Source organism: Flavobacterium sp. MDT1-60 (assembly GCF_014844035.1).
Taxonomy (GTDB): Bacteria; Bacteroidota; Bacteroidia; order Flavobacteriales; family Flavobacteriaceae; genus Flavobacterium.
Window position 1 is genome coordinate 1215738 of sequence record NZ_CP062159.1, and the last position, 17994, is coordinate 1233731.

A 17994-nucleotide genomic window follows, 5' to 3' on the forward strand; every position below is an offset into this window, starting at 1 on the left:
GACTTAAATAATTTTTTGAATTGTATTTTGAGTTTCCTCTACTAATTTTTTGGATGGAATATCACTTTCCAAAGCTTTCAAAACCATTTGATCTATAAGTTCTGCTACTTTTGGCCAAACCGGAGTTTGTGGTAAAGTCAAAGCATTTTCGTGAAGTATTTCCAATTTATGGTAAAATGGAATAATTTTATTGATCTCAATATCATTCCAGGTTGATTTTCTGCAACCAATTCCGCCTTCATTAGTTAATAATTTATCGCTTTTTGGAGAAGTAGCAAATCGTAAAAAATCGTAGGCAAGTTCTTTGTGTTTACTTCCAATACCAATTGTATACAACCAATAAACATTTAAAGAAGCGGTTTTGTGATTAAGATCGGAGGGAAGCTCGGTAATATCTACTTTGCCCTTAACTTTTGATTCTGCTATAACTTCACACATTGAAGCAAAACCAAACCAGTTAATTGCCATCGCAGCTTCTCCTTCGGCGAAAGCCAAACCAGCTTCGACAGAACCAAAATTTTTCGATTTTGGGTGAACAGCATTTTTATTATTTACAATATTTCTATAAAAATCTAAAGCTTCAATTGCTGCAGAATGATTAATATCAATCTGATTTTTATCGTTTAATAAAGATCCGCCTCGTGTCCATAATTGCAAACAAAAATCAAAAACCATATTGTGGCCGTCCGGGTAATTGGCAAAAACGCAACCATATAAATTTTCTTCGGGACGATTAAAAAATTCAGCAATCTGAACAAATTGTTCCCATGTTTTTGGTGGATGCAATTCATAACCAAATTGAGTTTTGAAGTTTTGTTTTTCGGCTAAATCTTCAAATAGATCTTTTCTAAAAATCAAACATTCAGGTCCATCATGAAAAGGTAGTCCATAAGTTCCATTATTGATTTGTTGTAAATTTAATAAAGACTGATGCCATCCATCAGGATAATCCTGCGGTGGATTTTGATTGATAAATGAAGTTAAATCAAGAACCGCTTTTTCATTGGCAGCATCAAAAATCCAATCGGTATTGATGTGGCCGATATCCCATTTCCCTTTTTTTAAACCTTCCTTAGTAATGGTTTCTTCATAAAGATCGTGCAATTCTAACGGAATCATTTCTGCTTCAACAGTAATGTTGTTTTTCAGGCAAAACAAATCCCATAGCTTTTGAAGGGTACTTTCAAAGGGATCAAATTTTCTAACTGCGATTCTTAACTTTTCCATTTAGACAGCGATAAATTCTTTAATAATTTTTTCATTGTCTTGCCCTAATTTTGGAGAACCTTTTCCGGAAGTTAAATATTCGCCATCAATTTTAATAGGACATCTTGTTGTTTGATAGGAGTAACCATCCAACATTTGAACTTTTTGCGTGAAATCTAAAACTTTAAAACCTTCTTCTGCAAAAAGCTGTCGATAGTTTAAAACACCAGCACACCAAATATCTGCCGGTTCTAAAATGCTCAACCAGAAATCCGTATTCTGAGTTTGTAAATGTTCGGCCAAAATATTTTTGATTTCATCTCTCAAATGAAACTTGTTTTCAGGAAATTGTAATAAGGCATCACATTTTAAAAGCGAAGCCAAAACCGGAATAGAACCCATTGCCAAAGCTAAATAGCCATTTTTGGTTTTATAAATTCCGTATGGCGCACCTAAATAAGCATGTGCATTATTGGTTTTGGTTCGGACAGGCAATTCTCCTCCATCATTAAAATAGGTTGTAATGGTTTCAAACTGAAAATCAAAAGCAGATTCTAACATACTCACCTGAATCATTGCTCCAATATTATGCGTCGCTTTTCTATACAAAGCGGCTAAAATTCCCTGAGCCAAATGTGCTCCAGCCAACATATCAACAATCGATAATCCCATCGGAACCGGACCATCTTCCTGATTTCCGCTCAGCCATGTTAAAGCCGTTAAAGACTGTAATAATAAATCTTGTCCTGGCAAATCTTTTAAATCCGGATGTTCACCAAAACCAGAGATTGATCCATAAATTACATTTGGATTTATCGCTTTGACTTCTTCATAACTTAATCCCACGCGTTCCATTACGCCTGGTCTGAAATTATGCATGATTACATCGGCTTTAGCCAATAATTTTTTTAATTTCTCTAGTTCTTCAGGTTGCTTGAAATCAATAGCAAATGATTCTTTATTTCTGTTGATAGTATGAAAAACAGAGGATTCTCCGTTCATAATCAAGTCAGAAGTATATAAGGTTCGGCAAATATCTCCCGTTCCCGGTTTTTCAATTTTTATAACGCGCGCACCTAAATCAGCCAGACGTAAACTCGCTGACGGGCCTGAAAGAAACTGGCTAAAATCTACTATTAAATAATCTTCTAAAGGTTTCATTCGCTTAAAAATTGTTCGTGTATTTTTATATTATCTTCTCCAACTGAAGGAGCCGCTTTTGCACTAGTTAAAATTTTTCCGTCAAGCTGAATTGGACTTCGGGTTGTAACCAATTTTTCTCCGACAGAATTTTGAACGGTTTGTTTCAATTGCAATTCATTTACAAATGGCTGATTGTCTAATTCCTTATAATTGAGCACTTTTCCAGACCAAATCCCTTCTTTTTGTAATAAATGAAGCCAATAATCTGTGGTTTGAGTTGCTAATTTTTCAGCTAACAATGCTCTGATTTCATCTCTGAAAGTAAACCAATCTTGTTTGTCAGCGTATTTATTGAGATTGACTCCTAAAGTATTTCCAATAAAAATTAAATCTCCCATTGCCAATGAAATATAACCGTCCTGAGTTTGATAAACACCATAAGGCGCGCTCAGAAAAGCATGTGCACTTCCTTTGACATCGCCTCTTTCCGGCAATTGTCCGCCGTCATTTAAGAAAGATGTAATCGCTTCAAATTGTACATCCAAAACAGATTCCAGTAAACTTACTTCTACCAAAACTCCTTTTCCGGTTTTGGCTCTTTTCAATAATGCGGCTAAAATTCCCTGAACGAAATGATTTCCGCACATTAAATCGGCGACAGCTAAACCAAACGGAACTGGTCCCTGACTTTTTCGACCGCTTAACCAACTTAATCCGGAAAGCGATTGCAATAATAAATCTTGTCCTGGTTTTTTTGCCCAAGGACCAATATTTCCGTAACCGGTAATCGTTCCGTATATTATTTTTGGATTGATAATTAAGCTTTCGCTGAAATCCAATCCTATTTTTTCCATCACTCCGGGTCTGAAATTATGGGTCATAATATCAGCTTTGGCGATTAATTTTTTAATCAGAGTTAAATCTTCCGGGTTTTTAAGATCTGCCGCAAATGATTCCTTATTTCTATTGATGGTATGAAACAACAAACTGCTGTCATCAACAAAAAGATCTTTTATGCTTAATTGTCTGCAAGCTTCACCTTTTACTGGACGCTCGATTTTAATGACTCTTGCACCTAAATCAGCTAATTTTAATCCGGCAGAAGGTCCAGCCAAAAACTGGCAGAATTCTAAAACAATTAATCCTTCTAATGGTTTCATGTTGTTACTAAGTTTAAAGATTTCGCATAAAGCGAATTCATTTCTTCTAAAACCACTTCTTCATTTCCGCCATTCATTAAATAATCACGAACGACATCGCCTGCATGATCCTGAAAATACATATGTCCGGAATATCTGGGGCGTAAAAAGGCGCGTTCTAAAGTTGGTAAAGTGTTTTTGAAATAATCATGTGTTACCGAATTGATTCTATCACTTTTCCATGCCTGAAGATGTCCGGGTTGTCCGCCATTATCAGCAAAAATATTTTGCTGAACCTGAGACGAACCTGTAAATTCTGCATATTTAATAGCTTCCGGAATATGTTTGCTAAAGGAAGAAATTGCTAATCCTGTTCCGCCCAAAGAGCTGATCATTGGCTGATCATTCAAACGAACTAAATCATAAAAATGAAGCAATTTTGTGCTGTATCCTGTTCTTGAATAATTTGAATATCCATAAGCAAATGGGCAATAGGCAATTTCGTCTGAGTTTACCATTGCTTCATAAACCTGAATTGGGTTTCGGTTAAAATTAGCCGGATCAATTAATTGTGCCAATTCCCTGAACATTTGCAACGCTTTTTTTCCTGTTTCAGGAGAAATAACTTTTTGTGTAGATTGAAAAGGTACTTCACCTAAACTACAGCAAAACATATAAAAACTCATTAAAACATCGACCGGAATTCCGGCAAAAGCCACTAGTCCTTTTTTGGCTAGAGCCAACAATTCATCATAAGTCTGCGGAACTTTTAATCCTTGTTTTTCTAAAATATCCAAACGTGCTGCTGCCACTGGTGTAGCTGCATCAATTGGCAATGCCCATAATTTGTTGTCAAAAACATAACTGCCGTAAGAGCGGCCAACGGTATTTATTTCCTGATCTTTTATATATTCTGATGATAAATAATCTGATAATGGTAAGATGGTTTTTGAGTGTGCGCCAAAGCCTGTCCATGGATGATCGATTACAAGTAAATCAAAACGCTTTGCTAAATCTTCGATAGAAGCATCTGCAAATTCTTGTAAACTTCTTTTCTCCCAGGTAATCTCAACTCCGGGATTCAGTTCTGTAAAGCGTTGAGCTGTAGCAACCATTGGCAATAAACCTCTTGTATGATTCCAGGTTATTCCTTTTAATAATGTCATTTTTAATAAAATTTATATGGATGATTTTATTCGAAAATTAATAAATGTAAAAAATACAATTACAAAAATAGAAATAAGATTGAATTGAACAATAGAAGAGGAGTTTATTAACAGTAGTTTTTTGAAGTATGTTGAAGTAAGTTGTAATTTTTTTACAAAATTTGTAAAAAGTGTTATAATATATTAAAGTTTAGTCATTTTGGGAGATTCAGATGAAAATATATCTCAAATATTAATATTAAAATATACTTTTGTAATTGTGTTTTTTACATTTATTAATTTCGAATAGATTTTTAAAAATAAAACGATAAATAAAAGACTTAATAACGATAGAAATGTTTTCATTAAAAAATAAAAAAGCGGTAATAACCGGAGGCGGAAGTGGGATAGGAAGAGCAATTGCAACTTTATTCGCCAAACAGGGAGCTGAAGTTCATATTATAGATTTGACTATTGAAAGTGCTCAGGATACATTAGATGAAATTCTAAAAGCGGGTGGAAATGCTTTATCGTATGCTTGTAATGTGGCTAGTCAGGAAGAAGTAACTTTAACATTTGAAAAAATCGGCAACATCAATATTCTAATCAACAATGCCGGAATCGCACATGTTGGAAAAGTAGACACTACGCCAGCAGTAGATTTTGATCGCGTAATGGAGGTGAATGTAAAAGGAGTTTACAATTGTTTGTTTGCTGCGATTCCACAATTTAGGCTTTCAAATGGCGGTGTCATTATCAATATGGCATCAATCGCGGCGTGGGTTGGTATTCCGGACCGGTTTGCTTATTCAACTGCCAAAGGAGCTGTTATGGCAATGACATTATCTGTTGCAAAAGATTATATAAAAGAAAACATTCGTTGTAATTCGATTTCCCCTGCAAGGGTTCACACCCCTTTTGTAGACGGTTTTATTTCAAAAAACTATGCTGGAAAAGAACAAGAAATGTTCGAAAAATTATCACAGTCTCAACCAATAGGAAGAATGGGAAAACCAGATGAAATTGCGGCATTGGCCTTATACCTATGCAGCGACGAAGCCGGATTCATCACAGGCTGTGATTACCCAATCGACGGAGGATTTATCAAATTAAATAACTGAGAAAAGGGGCTAAGGTTCTGAGATGCTAAGATTCTAAGGTTTTTTTAGACTTAGATTCTCAATTCCGATAGCAATTGAAATACAACTCAACACCGTAAAAATAAATAATTTAAAAAAGGTACTGAGATTCTGAGGTACTAAAATGCTAAGGCTTTTTAAACCTTAGTACCTCAGAACCTTAGTGCCTCAGAACCTTAAAAAGAAAAAATGAAATTAATACGTTTTGGAGCAATAGGAAAAGAAAAACCAGGAGTTTTAATTGGTGAAAAGAGATATGATGTTTCGTCAATTGTAACCGACTTTAACGAAAGCTTTTTTGAAGAAAATGGCTTGGAGAAATTACAAAAAGCATTAGACAGTAATCCAACTTTACCTGAAGTTGATGCTAGTATACGTTTGGGTTCTCCGGTAGCGAGACCTTCAAAAATAATTTGTATTGGACTAAATTATGTAGATCACTGCAAAGAAACCGGTGCGCCAATTCCGACAGAACCAATCATCTTTTTTAAATCGACTACTTCTTTATGCGGGCCAAATGACAATTTGATCATTCCAAAAAATAGTGAAAAAACAGATTGGGAAGTAGAACTGGCATTTGTGGTGGGTAAAAAAGCAAGTTATGTAGAAGAAGCGGAAGCTTTGGATTATGTTGCAGGTTATGCTCTGCTTAATGATTATAGTGAAAGAGCTTATCAGTTAGAGCGCGGCGGGCAATGGGCAAAAGGAAAAGGAAGCGATACATTTGCGCCACTTGGACCTTTTTTGGCGACTAAAGATGAAGTAAAAGATGTTGATAATTTATCAATGTGGTTGACTGTAAATGGTAAAAAATACCAAGACAGTAATACATTGAATTTGGTTTTCAAAATTCCATTTTTAGTACATTATTTAAGTCAGTTTATGACTTTGCTTCCTGGCGATATCATTAGTACGGGAACACCTCCGGGAGTTGGTTTGGGAATAAAACCAGATCCAATTTATCTTAAAGCAGGTGATGTTGTAGAATTGGGAATTGAAGGTTTAGGAACCAGCAAACAAACTGCAGTAGCGTACTCAAAATAACTTAAAAGAAAATTCTCAGATGAAATTTATTGTATGTGAAAAACCGCAGGAGTTTATTCTAAAAGAAAAAGCAATTCCGGAACCAAAAGAAGGTGAGGTTTTATTGAAGATTAAAAGAATTGGAATTTGCGGTACTGATATTCACGCTTTTGGCGGAACTCAGCCTTACTTCGAATATCCAAGAATTTTGGGTCATGAACTTGCTGCAGAATATGTAAAAGGAAACGCAAAAGGTTTTGAACCGGGTGATAAAGTAACTTTTATTCCGTACTTTAACTGCGGAAAATGTGTTGCCTGTAGAAACGGATTAACCAATTGCTGCGTAAATATTAAAGTTTTTGGAGTTCATATTGACGGTGGAATGGCAGAATATGTAACTATTCCGGAGCAATATTTACTTCATGGTCAGGGTTTGGATTACGATCAGTTGGCATTGGTTGAACCTTTGGCAATTGCAGCACATGGTGTAAGAAGAGCGGCAGTAAAACCTACTGATACCGTTTTGGTTATGGGTGCGGGGCCAATTGGTATCGGATTGATTCAATTTGCTAAAATTGCAGGAGCCAAAGTAATCGTGATGGATATCAACGAATACCGATTGGGTTTTTGCAAAAATGAATTGAATGCTGATGAAACAATAAATCCGTTACATGATGATGTGGCTCAAAAACTGGCAGAAATTACAAACGGCGATATGGCTAATGTTGTGATTGATGCAACAGGAAACCGAAATGTCATGAACAGCGCTTTTAATTATATTTCTCACGGTGGCCGATTTGTTTTGGTTGGGCTTCAAAAAGGAGAATTGAGTTTCAGTCATCCTGATTTCCATAAAAGGGAATCCACTTTAATGAGCAGCAGAAATGCGACTATTGAAGATTTTGAATATGTAATGGAATGTCTTAAAAATGGAAAAATTGATCCGAAAAAATACATTACGCACCGAACTAGTTTCTCAGAAATGATTACTGATTTTGGACAATTAATTGATCCAAAAAATAATGTAATTAAAGCGTTGATTGAAATAGAATAAACTATTATCTAGTTAAACCCGACAGGTTTTTAAAACCTGTCGGGTTTAACCAGAGACTTTAATAACCACAAAATGGATTTAAGATTAAAAGATAAAATTGTAGTCGTGTCGGGTTCGGCAGGAAAACAAGGCAGTATTGGAGAAACCATCATTAACCGATTGGCTGATGAAGGTGCAATTCCGGTGTTGATAGACAGAAACAGCAGAGGTTTTGGTTATGCAGAAGCACTTCAAAAGAAAGGAATAGATGCTTTGTTTGTACAAACAGATGTTACAGATCCTGTTGAGATGGAGAATGCAGTAAAGAAAATCGTAGAGAAATACGGAAGAATCGATGCCGTAATTAATAACGTTGGCGTAAATGATGGCGCCGGTTTAGATTCGACTTATGAGGAATTTATGAATTCTTTGAAACTAAATGTCGTAAGTTATTTTCTATTGGTGAAATACGCACTTCCATATTTAAAAGAATCAAAAGGAAATATTCTGAATATTGGTTCTAAAGTGGCTCTGACCGGACAAGGCGGAACTTCAGGTTATGCTGCTGCAAAAGGAGGAGTTCTCGGACTTACAAGAGAATGGGCGGTTGATTTAATTCAGTATGAAATTCGTTCGAATGCGATTATTATTGCCGAAAGTTATACGCCGGCATACGAAGACTGGATTAAAACAGTACCGGACGGTGAAGCTGTTTTGAAAAAAATCAATAAAAGTATTCCACTAAAAGGAAGAATGACCCAAACAGAAGAAATTGCAGATACAGCACTTTTTATTATTTCGGATCGTTCATCGCATACTACAGGACAATTTGTTTTTGTTGATGGAGGTTACGTACATTTGGACCGCGCTTTAATCAACGATGTAAATTAATACCATATGAATAACCGAATTGATGCACACCAACATTTTTGGAAATTTGATCCCGTAAGAGATAGCTGGATCGATGAAACCATGCAGAAAATTCAAAGAGATTTTTTGCCCGAAGATCTTTTGCCGTTGCTTCAGGAAAATCAGTTTTCAGGCTGTGTTGCTGTTCAGGCAAGTCAGTCGGAAGATGAAACTAATTTTTTGATAAATCTCGCAGCAAAAAATGATTTCATAAAAGGAGTCGTGGGGTGGGTAGATTTGCGCGGTGTAACAATTGAAGAACGATTAAATCATTTTTCAAATCATAAAAAGATAAAAGGTTTTCGACATGTCGTTCAGGGCGAAGCGGATGATTTTATGCTGAGAAAAGATTTCCAAAACGGAATCGCTGCTTTGAAACAGTTTAATTATACGTATGATATTCTTATTTTTCATCGACAGTTACCTGCTGCCATAAATTTGGTAAATCAGTTTCCGGATCAGCCTTTTGTAATCGATCATATCGCAAAACCGGATATTAAATCGGGAGATATTTCATCATGGAAAAAGGGAATTGTAGAAATTGCCAAAGCCGAAAATGTCTTGTGCAAAATCTCTGGAATGGTTACCGAAGCCAATTGGGAAACATGGAAAACAGATGATTTAAAACCTTATTTAGATGTTATTTTTGAAAATTTTTCTGCTGATAAATTAATGTTCGGGTCAGATTGGCCGGTTTGTAATGTGGCTTCAAATTATACAGAAGTGGTAAAAACTTTAGAAGATTATATTGCTCAATTAGCTGTACAAAATCAAAATAAAATCTGGCATGAAAATGCTACATCATTTTATAAACTTTAGTTTTAAATTGATAAAACTTAAATTTTAAAAGTGCTTCTAAAAGTTTAAATCAAGTTTTTTTGATCAAATTTGGAAGCACTTTTTATTTTTCCATTATATTTTTAAAGCCCTTTCGTCATTATAAAATTTGATTTTTCAATTGAATTAAAAATAATGCAAATTCATAAAGTTAAATTTTTAGAATTTCTATAGATTAAGTATATTTTAAAAGCACTTCAAAAAGACTTTTCTGCGTTATTTTTTACTTCCTTTTTACCAATTTGGTTTTAGACTTTCTATCTAATTTTCATGTAATTAGATACGTTTTTACTTCTTTTTTCCTTGAATTCTTTTTTCCGTTTTAGTATTTGCTTCAATTGTTAAGATTTAGTTATCAATCGAATACGTTTCGTTTCATACAAGGATAGTACAGGATAGTTATGTTTTTTACATTCTCTTATTTTACACCATAATATTTTAGATTATTGTTAAAAAGATATAAAATGTCGAATATAAATACAACACCTATGAATTTTAAGCATGTAAGCTATCTGTGGGATGAGTCTAAGGCAGCAGCTTTGGCAGGAGATGAAGTAGCGCTTTTCATTTATCGTTCCAACCTTTTGGGAGCTGATTTGCGATTGACCAATTACGGAGGAGGAAATACTTCAGTTAAGATTACGGACAAGGATCCTTTAACGGGAGCAGACTCAGAAGTAATGTGGATCAAGGGTTCCGGAGGAGATATCGGAACACTTACAAAATCAGGTTGTGCGGCACTTTATTTAGAGAGACTTCGTAATCTGGAGAATGTTTACAGAGGCATTGAATTTGAAGATGAGATGGTAGAATTATTCAACCACTGTATTTTCGATCTGGCTTCAAAAGCGCCTTCTATCGATACACCATTACACGGATTCTTACCCTTCAAACATATTGACCACCTGCATCCTGATGCGGCTATTGCCATTGCAGCAGCGAAAGACGGAGCAAAAATCACCGAGGAATTATTCAACGGTGAAATCGGCTGGGTGGGCTGGCAGCGTCCTGGGTTCGACCTTGGACTTCAGCTAAGATCATGCCTTGAAGAAGCGGAGAAAAAGGGAAAAAAATTACGAGGCATCATGCTGGGTTCTCACGGACTTTTCACTTGGGGAGATACAGCATACGAAAGTTATATCAACACCCTTGAAGTAATCGAGAAATGTGCGACTTACTTAGAGAACAACTATGGAAAAAAACGTCCTGTTTTTGGAGGACAAAAAATAGAAAGCCTTGAGCTGGACCAAAGAAGATTAAAAGCTGCAAAAGTGGCCCCGATCCTGCGAGGATTCTGCTCATCAGAGCGCCAGATGATCGGACATTATACTGATGATGCACGAGTTTTGGAATTCATCAATTCTAATGATTTGGAGAAACTGGCTCCACTTGGAACTTCTTGTCCGGACCACTTTTTAAGAACTAAAATCAGTCCGCTAGTTTTGGAACTGGATCCAAACGAAGACCTGTCAGATGTAAACGCTATCAAAGCAAAATTACAACCTGCTTTTGAAGCCTACAGGGCGATGTACAAGGATTATTACAATGCCTGCAAGAAATCAAATTCACCGGCAATGCGTGACCCAAATCCTGTGGTAATTTTATATCCCGGAGTTGGAATGTTCACTTTTGCCAAGGATAAAACCATGGCACGTCTGGCATCAGAATATTATGTGAATGCAGTGAACGTAATGAAAGGCGCAGAGGCAGTTTCAGAATATACTTCACTGCCACATCAGGAAGCTTTTGATATTGAATATTGGTTACTCGAAGAAGCTAAACTTCAAAGAATGCCAAAACCAAAAGCACTTTCAGGAAGAGTAGCCCTAATCACCGGATCAGCCGGAGGAATAGGAAAGGCAATTGCCAGGAAATTTGCTCAGGAAGGCGCCTGTGTCATTATCAATGATATCAATGAAGAAAGACTGGAAGAAGCAACAAAAGACTTTATCAAGTCATTCGGAAAAGATGCCGTATCAAGTACACTATTGAATGTAACAGATGAAAAGAGCACTGAAAAAGCATTAGACGAAGCTTGCCTTGCTTTTGGAGGCGTGGATATCGTGGTAAACAATGCCGGAATCAGTATCTCAAAATCAATCGCCGAACATACCCTTGAAGAATGGGACAGATTATATGACATTCTGGTAAAAGGACAATTTATTGTATCGAAAGCCGGAACTGAAGTAATGCGTAAACAAGGCTTTGGCGGAGACATTGTAAACATTGTTTCTAAAAATGCTGTTGTTGCAGGTCCGAACAACCCTGGATATGGATCGGCCAAAGCAGCCCAGGCTCACTTGACTCGCCTTATGGCAGCGGAGCTTGGAGCTGATAAAATCCGTGTGAACACGGTAAATCCGGATGCTGTAATCTCAGACTCGAATATCTGGTCTGGAGGATGGGCAGAAGGTCGTGCCAAAGCGTATGGTATTACGGTAGAAGAATTACCGGCTTACTATGCCAAACGCACCTTATTAAATGAAATCATATTGCCTGATGATATTGCTAATGCATGTTTTGCGTTCACAGGAGGATTGTTGAGTAAATCGACAGGAAATGCCTTAAACGTAGACGGTGGTGTATCAATGGGCTTCTATAGATAAAAATAGTTTTTTTTAAGTTTGTTTAAGCAAAAGTGGTTTTTTGTGAATCTAACGTCCGACAGCCCTCGGACGTTATTTTTTTATAATTATTTTTACCACAGAGAACACAAAGATTTTTATCTAGGAATACTTGTAAAAAACACAAAGTTCACAAAGCTATATTTTGATTTAGCTTTGTGAACTTTGTGTTTTTTTTTAAGTTAAGAATAAAAAAATTTGGTGTTCTCTGTGGTAAAAAAATCATCCCTGATTCAGATTTCCACAAGTTTTAAGAATTGATCCCGCTTCAGATTATTTGTTTTTGTTAGAAAAAATAATAATGTGTGAAAAACACACTTATTTTAACAGAGAGCAGGAGGGTACAGGATGCTTATATTTTAGGGTTACTTTAAATTGGTGCCTAATTATTGTATAAAATGTTAAAATTCTTTAGAATATAAGTTTTTTACTAAGAAAATTTACATTCTGAATTATATTTAAGCATTATTAAAAGTAAAAATATAAAATGCGTTTACTCACTCGTAATAAAGTACTTATCCTTTTTTTGATCCTCTGTTCTGTCTTTTCAGCAACAGCAGCCGAGATTTGGGTTTCGACTAATGGAAAAGATACCAATCCAGGAACAAAAGCAAGTCCGTTAGCGACTGTAAGTATGGCCATGAGAAAAGCCAGAGAACTTCGTCGTCTGAAAGATCCATCCATAAAAGACGGTATTCATATTATAGTAACAGACGGAACGTATTATTTAAATGAACCTTTATTCGTAAGACCTGAAGATTCAGGAACTCCCGAAAGTCCAACCACAATTGAAGCTGATGCAAATGCAAGACCAATAATCAGCGGTGGACTGGAAATAAAAAACTGGAAAAAATCGACAATCCTAATAAACGGACAAAAAAAAGCAAATGTCTGGGTAGCCGATGCACCTCAAAAAGCAGGCGAAACTGTCAATTACCGACAGTTATGGGTGAACGGAAAAAAAGCCGTAAGAGCCAAAAGTACTTCCGGAAATCAAATGGATCGTATATTATCATGGGATGCAAAAACAGAAACTTGCTGGATTCCGTTTAAAGATAAATCCATAAAGTACGAACCCGGAATGGAAATGTTTATCATTCAATGGTGGTCAACAGCCAATCTTCGAATCAAAAATATCGAAGTTCAAAAAGACAGCGCCAGACTTTCTTTCGAACAACCGGAAGGTCGCATTCAAAGCGAGCACCCATGGCCAGCACCGTGGATTTCAAAAAATAATGGAAATTCAGCATTTTATCTGAACAACGGAATCTCTATGCTGAATGAAGCCGGCGAATGGTTTTTAGATAAAAAAAATGCCAAAATTTATTATATCCCAAGAGCAGGTGAAGATCTAACTTCTGCAAAAGTTACTGTTCCCGTTCTGGAAAATTTAGTGGAGATGAAAGGAACAATCGATTCTCCGGTTCATCATTTTAATTTTAAAGGAATTTCATTTCAATACAGCAACTGGCTTCGTCCTTCGCAACAAGGTCACGTTCCGTTGCAGGCGGGAATGTATTTGTTGGATGCCTATAAATTACAAGTTCCGGGAACTCCAAATCAGGCGAATTTAGAAAATCAGGGTTGGGTTGGGAGACCAAGAGCGGCTGTTGAAGTAAATTATGCGGATCATAATCAGTTCGAATGGTGTCGTTTTGAACATTTATCTTCAACGGGATTGGATTTTAATAAAGGCACAAATCACAATACTATCAAAGGAAATTTATTTAGAGATATTGGCGGAAATGCCATAAGTATTGGTGTTTTCTCTGAAGAAGCTTTCGAAGCGCATTTACCATTAGTTATAAAAGACGAAAGAGAAATCTGTTCAGATGAAGTAATTGCAGACAATTTAATTACCAATGTTGCCAACGAAGATTGGGGATGTTTAGGAATCGCTGCCGGTTTTATTAAAAATCTAACTATCGAACACAACGAAATTTCGGATGTGGCCTATAGTGGAATCTCAATGGGCTGGGGTTGGACACACACTAAAAATGTGATGGAAAACAACAAAATTGTAGCCAATAAAATTCATCATTACGCCAAACATCTACATGATGTTTCCGGAATTTATACGCTTTCATCACAGCCAAACAGCCGAATAGAAGAAAATTATATTGATAAAGTGTATAACAGTCCCTACGCACACGACCCGTTTTTGTGGTTGTATTTATATACTGACGAAGGAAGCCAGGGTTTTACCATCAAAAATAACTGGATTGCAACAGAGAAAATCCTAAAAAACAACAATGGCCCGGAAGGTAATATTTGGGAAAATAACAATCCATATGTCAGCACAAAAATTAAAGAGGCTGCCGGAATCAGAGCGCCTTATGCTGCTTTAACAAAAGAGGCAATTATTGATGAAGCATGGGGTTTACAGGAATTACCAAAATCGGTAGCCATCGAAATGATCGGTTCTGATTTTGATATTGAAAAAGTAAAATCGACTATTAAAGGTTTCCGAATTGTGGGTGAATCCATTTATCAATGGAAAAATCATTTGGTGATTTACGGAAAAATGAATCAGCCCGAAAGAACAAAAAGGAAGTTGGCGCTCGCTTATCCATCGGCACAAATAAAAATTTACGAAAAACCGATTTACGATTTCCAAAATTTTGAAAGATGTAAAGATTCTAAACCGGCATCTGAATGGGAAAATATTGTTTTAACTGCCAATTTGGTAGAAGATGAAAAATTACAAAAAGAGTATATAGACTATCATACGACTCAATTTGAAAAATGGCCTGAAATTGCAAAAGGATTCTGCAATGCCGATTTTCAGCAATTACAGGTTTTCAAAAATGGAAGACAATTAATGTTGGTAATCAGTATTCCGAAAGGAGAAAGTCTGGATAAACTAAATCCGAAAACAACAGAAAACAATCCGCGTGTAGACGATTGGAATGCCCTAATGAAAAAGTACCAAACCGGAATCGAAGGCGCAAAACCTGATGAAACCTGGATATTTTTGAATAAAGTGAATGTAGAGGAGAGAAAATAGAGTAAAGAACAAAGAGCAAAGAACAAAGAGCAAAGAGCAAAGAACAAAGAGTAAAGAGGAAAGATCAAAGAGTAAAGAAAAAATCTAAATGCTTAATCTGCGCTAAAAAACAATTAGAACTAACTATTTAAAATATAAAATACCCAATGTTGAAAATCGCCATTTTAGGACTTGGAGAAGGTCGCAGCACAATGTCGGCAGCTTTAAAAAGCGCGAAATTGGAGCTCATTAAAGTATGTGACAGAAATGAAGAATTGTGTAAACAAAGAGCAAAGGAATTTGATTTTCATTCGTACACAACCAATTACGATGATTTATTAAATGACAGCGGAATTGATATTATTGCCATTTATACACCGGATCATCTTCATGCTGATCATGTAAAACAAGCTTTACTTCACGGGAAACATGTAGTGTGCACCAAACCTTTTATCGATAATTTGGCGGATGCAAAAGAGCTATTAGCCTTAAGCGAAAAAACGGGTAAAAAGGTTTTTATTGGTCAAAGCTCAAGATTTTTTGAACCGGCAAAAAGGCAAAGAAATGATTTTGAAGCAGGATTAATTGGCGATTTAATTACAATCGAAGCGTATTATCACGCCGATCACAGATGGTTTTTAGAAAAAGAATGGTCGTTATTGCAATCTTTCAAATGGCTTTACGGAGGTTTAAGTCATCCTGTAGATTTCATCAGATGGTATTTGCCCAATATTGAAGAAGTAATGGGTTACGGAATGATCAGCAGCAACGGAAGTGTTGCGGGTTTAAAAAATGAAGACACAATGCACTTTATCTTCAAAGCAACTGACGGAAGAATTGCGAGAGTGAGCGGTGTTTATACCTCGCCAACACAACCAGCCCAAAGAGACAGCGGAATGAGTACAATTTTGAGAGCGACAGAAGGCGCAAGCCAGGCCGATTATCACGAATTGCGTTATGCTGTTACTACAAAAGATGGTGAAGAAAAAGTAATAACGTGGGGCGATGCCACCTTAAAACATTATTTCCGTTTTGAAGGGCAAAGTCATCACGCAGGAGAATATCAAAATTATCTGGAATATTTCGTAGACAGTATCGAACAAAATTTCACGGCCTATCCGGACATGAAAGAAGGTATCGGAACCGTGGCTTTATTGCAGGCGATGGACAAATCTTTACAAACGGGAATGCCAGTTAAAATAGCTGATGTTTTAAAAGAATATGAGCTATGAACAGTATTTACGATAAGTTAACAACCTTAGATTTTATCATTGTTGCCGTTTATTTAGTGGCCTTATTAATTATTGGTTACGTAGTAAGTGTAAAACAAAGCAAGAAAAATGAAACACTTTTTTTGGCCGGGAATTCGCTAAAATGGTATAGCATCGGGTTTAATATGTGGGGGACCAATGTTGGTCCGTCCTCCTTATTGGCTTTTGCGAGTATTGGTTATGCAACCGGAATTGTAGCAGGAAATTTTGAGTGGTATGCTTTTGTTTTTTTATTGCTTTTGGCCATGGTTTTTGCACCGCGTTATATTGCGAGCAAAGTAAGTACCATGCCGGAATATATGGGAAAACGTTATGGCGACAGCACACAAAATATTTTGGCCTGGTACGCTTTGGTAAAAATTTTGGTAAGTTGGTTATCGTTAGGATTATTTAGCGGAGGAGTTTTGGTACGTCAGATTCTCGGAATTCCGATGTGGCAAAGTGTGACCGTTTTAGTTATTTTTTCGGGAATTTTTACTTTCGCAGGAGGATTGAAAGCCATTGCAAAAGTGAATGTTTTTCAGATGATTTTATTAATTGTTGTTTCATTGACATTATCCTATTTGGGATTGCAAAAAGTGGGAGGGATCAGTGCCTTAATAGCCAAAACACCTTCTAATTTCTGGAATTTAGTACAGCCAGCAAACGACGCACATTATCCGTGGCCGGCTATTTTGTTGGGATATCCGGTGGCGGCGGTTGCTTTTTTCTGTACCGATCAATCGATGGTGCAGAGTGTTTTGGGAGCTAAGAATTTAGAGCACGGGCAATTGGGCGTAAATTTCATTGGCTGGCTGAAAGTATTGGCGTTGCCACTGTTTATTTTACCGGGAATTCTGTGTTATGTTTTATATCCTGAATTAGGCAAAAATTCTGATCTCGCCTATATGACAATGGTGACTAATTTATTCCCAAGTGGAATGAACGGTTTGGTAATTTGTGTCATGATTGCGGTTTTGGTGGGAACAATTGGTTCCTCCTTAAATGCATTAAGTACCGTTTTTACCAATGATATTTATGTGAAGAAAATCAATCCGACAGCAACTATTAAGGAACAAATTAAAATTGGGCGTATCACGATTGCAGCCGGATGTTTATTTGCCATTTTGATTGCCGTTGCGATTGACAATATAAAGGGACAAAATTTATTCAATATTTTTCAGGCCGTTTTAGGATTTTTAGCACCTTCATTATCTGTTGTTTTCCTGTTGAGTATTTTCTGGAAACGTACCACAAAAAAAGCAGTAAATGCAACATTATCCTGGGGCTCCGCTTTTAGTTTATTTGTCGGGGTTTTGTATTTATGGATTTTCCCTGCAGATAAATATCCGGTTTGGCCTCACTTCTTATTGATCTCGTTTTACATTTTCGCTACCTTATTAGTAGCTGCAATTATCATTTCATTAGCAGATAAAACTCCGGAAACCAATTTTGTAAGTGAGACTGATGTTCCTAAAACCAGTAAAAAGGTCAAATTATTATTTGCTATCTTAGGAATCGTCATTTTGAGTTTATACCTCATTTTTAATTTTAATTAAT

Annotated in this window: 13 protein-coding genes; 9 read left to right on the forward strand and 4 right to left on the reverse strand. The window is 36.3% G+C overall.

Annotated elements, in window-relative coordinates; translation table 11 throughout:
- Nucleotides 1–3: 3 nt before the first annotated feature.
- From IHE43_RS05070 to IHE43_RS05085, 4 genes are read right to left on the reverse strand one after another with little or no spacing between them, the layout of a single operon-like run.
- Nucleotides 4–1227, reverse strand: coding sequence for a sugar ABC transporter substrate-binding protein (locus IHE43_RS05070; protein WP_192186965.1), 1224 nt, complete (start codon nucleotides 1225–1227; stop codon nucleotides 4–6).
- Nucleotides 1228–2367, reverse strand: coding sequence for a CaiB/BaiF CoA-transferase family protein (locus IHE43_RS05075; RefSeq protein ID WP_192186966.1), 1140 nt, complete (start codon nucleotides 2365–2367; stop codon nucleotides 1228–1230). It lies immediately after the preceding gene.
- Nucleotides 2364–3509: a CaiB/BaiF CoA-transferase family protein gene (locus IHE43_RS05080; protein WP_192186967.1), complete on the reverse strand. Its 1146-nt coding sequence runs from the start codon at nucleotides 3507–3509 to the stop codon at nucleotides 2364–2366. Before IHE43_RS05080 ends, IHE43_RS05075 begins: the two co-directional genes overlap by 4 nt.
- Nucleotides 3506–4654 carry an ABC transporter substrate-binding protein gene (locus IHE43_RS05085; protein ID WP_192186968.1) on the reverse strand — a complete coding sequence of 383 codons (1149 nt, stop codon included), beginning with the start codon at nucleotides 4652–4654 and terminating at the stop codon, nucleotides 3506–3508. Before IHE43_RS05085 ends, IHE43_RS05080 begins: the two co-directional genes overlap by 4 nt.
- 335 nt (nucleotides 4655–4989) lie before the next feature.
- Between IHE43_RS05085 and IHE43_RS05090 the strand changes: the two genes are divergently transcribed.
- The 9 genes from IHE43_RS05090 to IHE43_RS05130 all read left to right on the forward strand — a co-directional run bounded on the left by IHE43_RS05090 (nucleotide 4990) and on the right by IHE43_RS05130 (nucleotide 17993).
- Entirely contained in the window at nucleotides 4990–5754 is a 765-nt protein-coding gene (locus IHE43_RS05090; RefSeq protein ID WP_192186969.1) for an SDR family NAD(P)-dependent oxidoreductase, read from the forward strand.
- Nucleotides 5755–5961: 207 nt separating this feature from the next.
- Nucleotides 5962–6816, forward strand: coding sequence for a fumarylacetoacetate hydrolase family protein (locus IHE43_RS05095; RefSeq protein WP_192186970.1), 855 nt, complete (start codon nucleotides 5962–5964; stop codon nucleotides 6814–6816).
- Between the two features lie 19 nt (nucleotides 6817–6835).
- Nucleotides 6836–7849: a zinc-binding alcohol dehydrogenase family protein gene (locus IHE43_RS05100; RefSeq protein ID WP_192186971.1), complete on the forward strand. Its 1014-nt coding sequence runs from the start codon at nucleotides 6836–6838 to the stop codon at nucleotides 7847–7849.
- A gap of 72 nt (nucleotides 7850–7921) precedes the next feature.
- A complete protein-coding gene (locus IHE43_RS05105; protein ID WP_192186972.1) occupies nucleotides 7922–8719 on the forward strand; it encodes an SDR family oxidoreductase in 798 nt (265 codons plus the stop codon).
- A 6-nt stretch (nucleotides 8720–8725) separates the two neighbouring features.
- On the forward strand, nucleotides 8726–9556 hold the full coding sequence (locus IHE43_RS05110) for an amidohydrolase (RefSeq protein WP_192186973.1): 831 nt from the start codon (nucleotides 8726–8728) through the stop codon (nucleotides 9554–9556).
- Nucleotides 9557–10038: 482 nt separating this feature from the next.
- Entirely contained in the window at nucleotides 10039–12180 is a 2142-nt protein-coding gene (locus tag IHE43_RS05115) for a bifunctional aldolase/short-chain dehydrogenase (protein WP_192186974.1), read from the forward strand.
- Between the two features lie 505 nt (nucleotides 12181–12685).
- Nucleotides 12686–15205 (forward strand): L-rhamnose mutarotase, encoded by a 2520-nt coding sequence (locus IHE43_RS05120; protein WP_192186975.1) that lies wholly within the window; start codon nucleotides 12686–12688, stop codon nucleotides 15203–15205.
- Between the two features lie 146 nt (nucleotides 15206–15351).
- Nucleotides 15352–16416, forward strand: a complete 1065-nt coding sequence (locus IHE43_RS05125) for a Gfo/Idh/MocA family protein (RefSeq protein WP_192186976.1) — start codon at nucleotides 15352–15354, stop codon at nucleotides 16414–16416.
- Nucleotides 16413–17993, forward strand: a complete 1581-nt coding sequence (locus IHE43_RS05130; RefSeq protein ID WP_192186977.1) for a sodium:solute symporter — start codon at nucleotides 16413–16415, stop codon at nucleotides 17991–17993. The genes IHE43_RS05125 and IHE43_RS05130 overlap by 4 nt, the downstream gene beginning before the upstream one ends.
- Nucleotide 17994 lies beyond the last annotated feature (1 nt).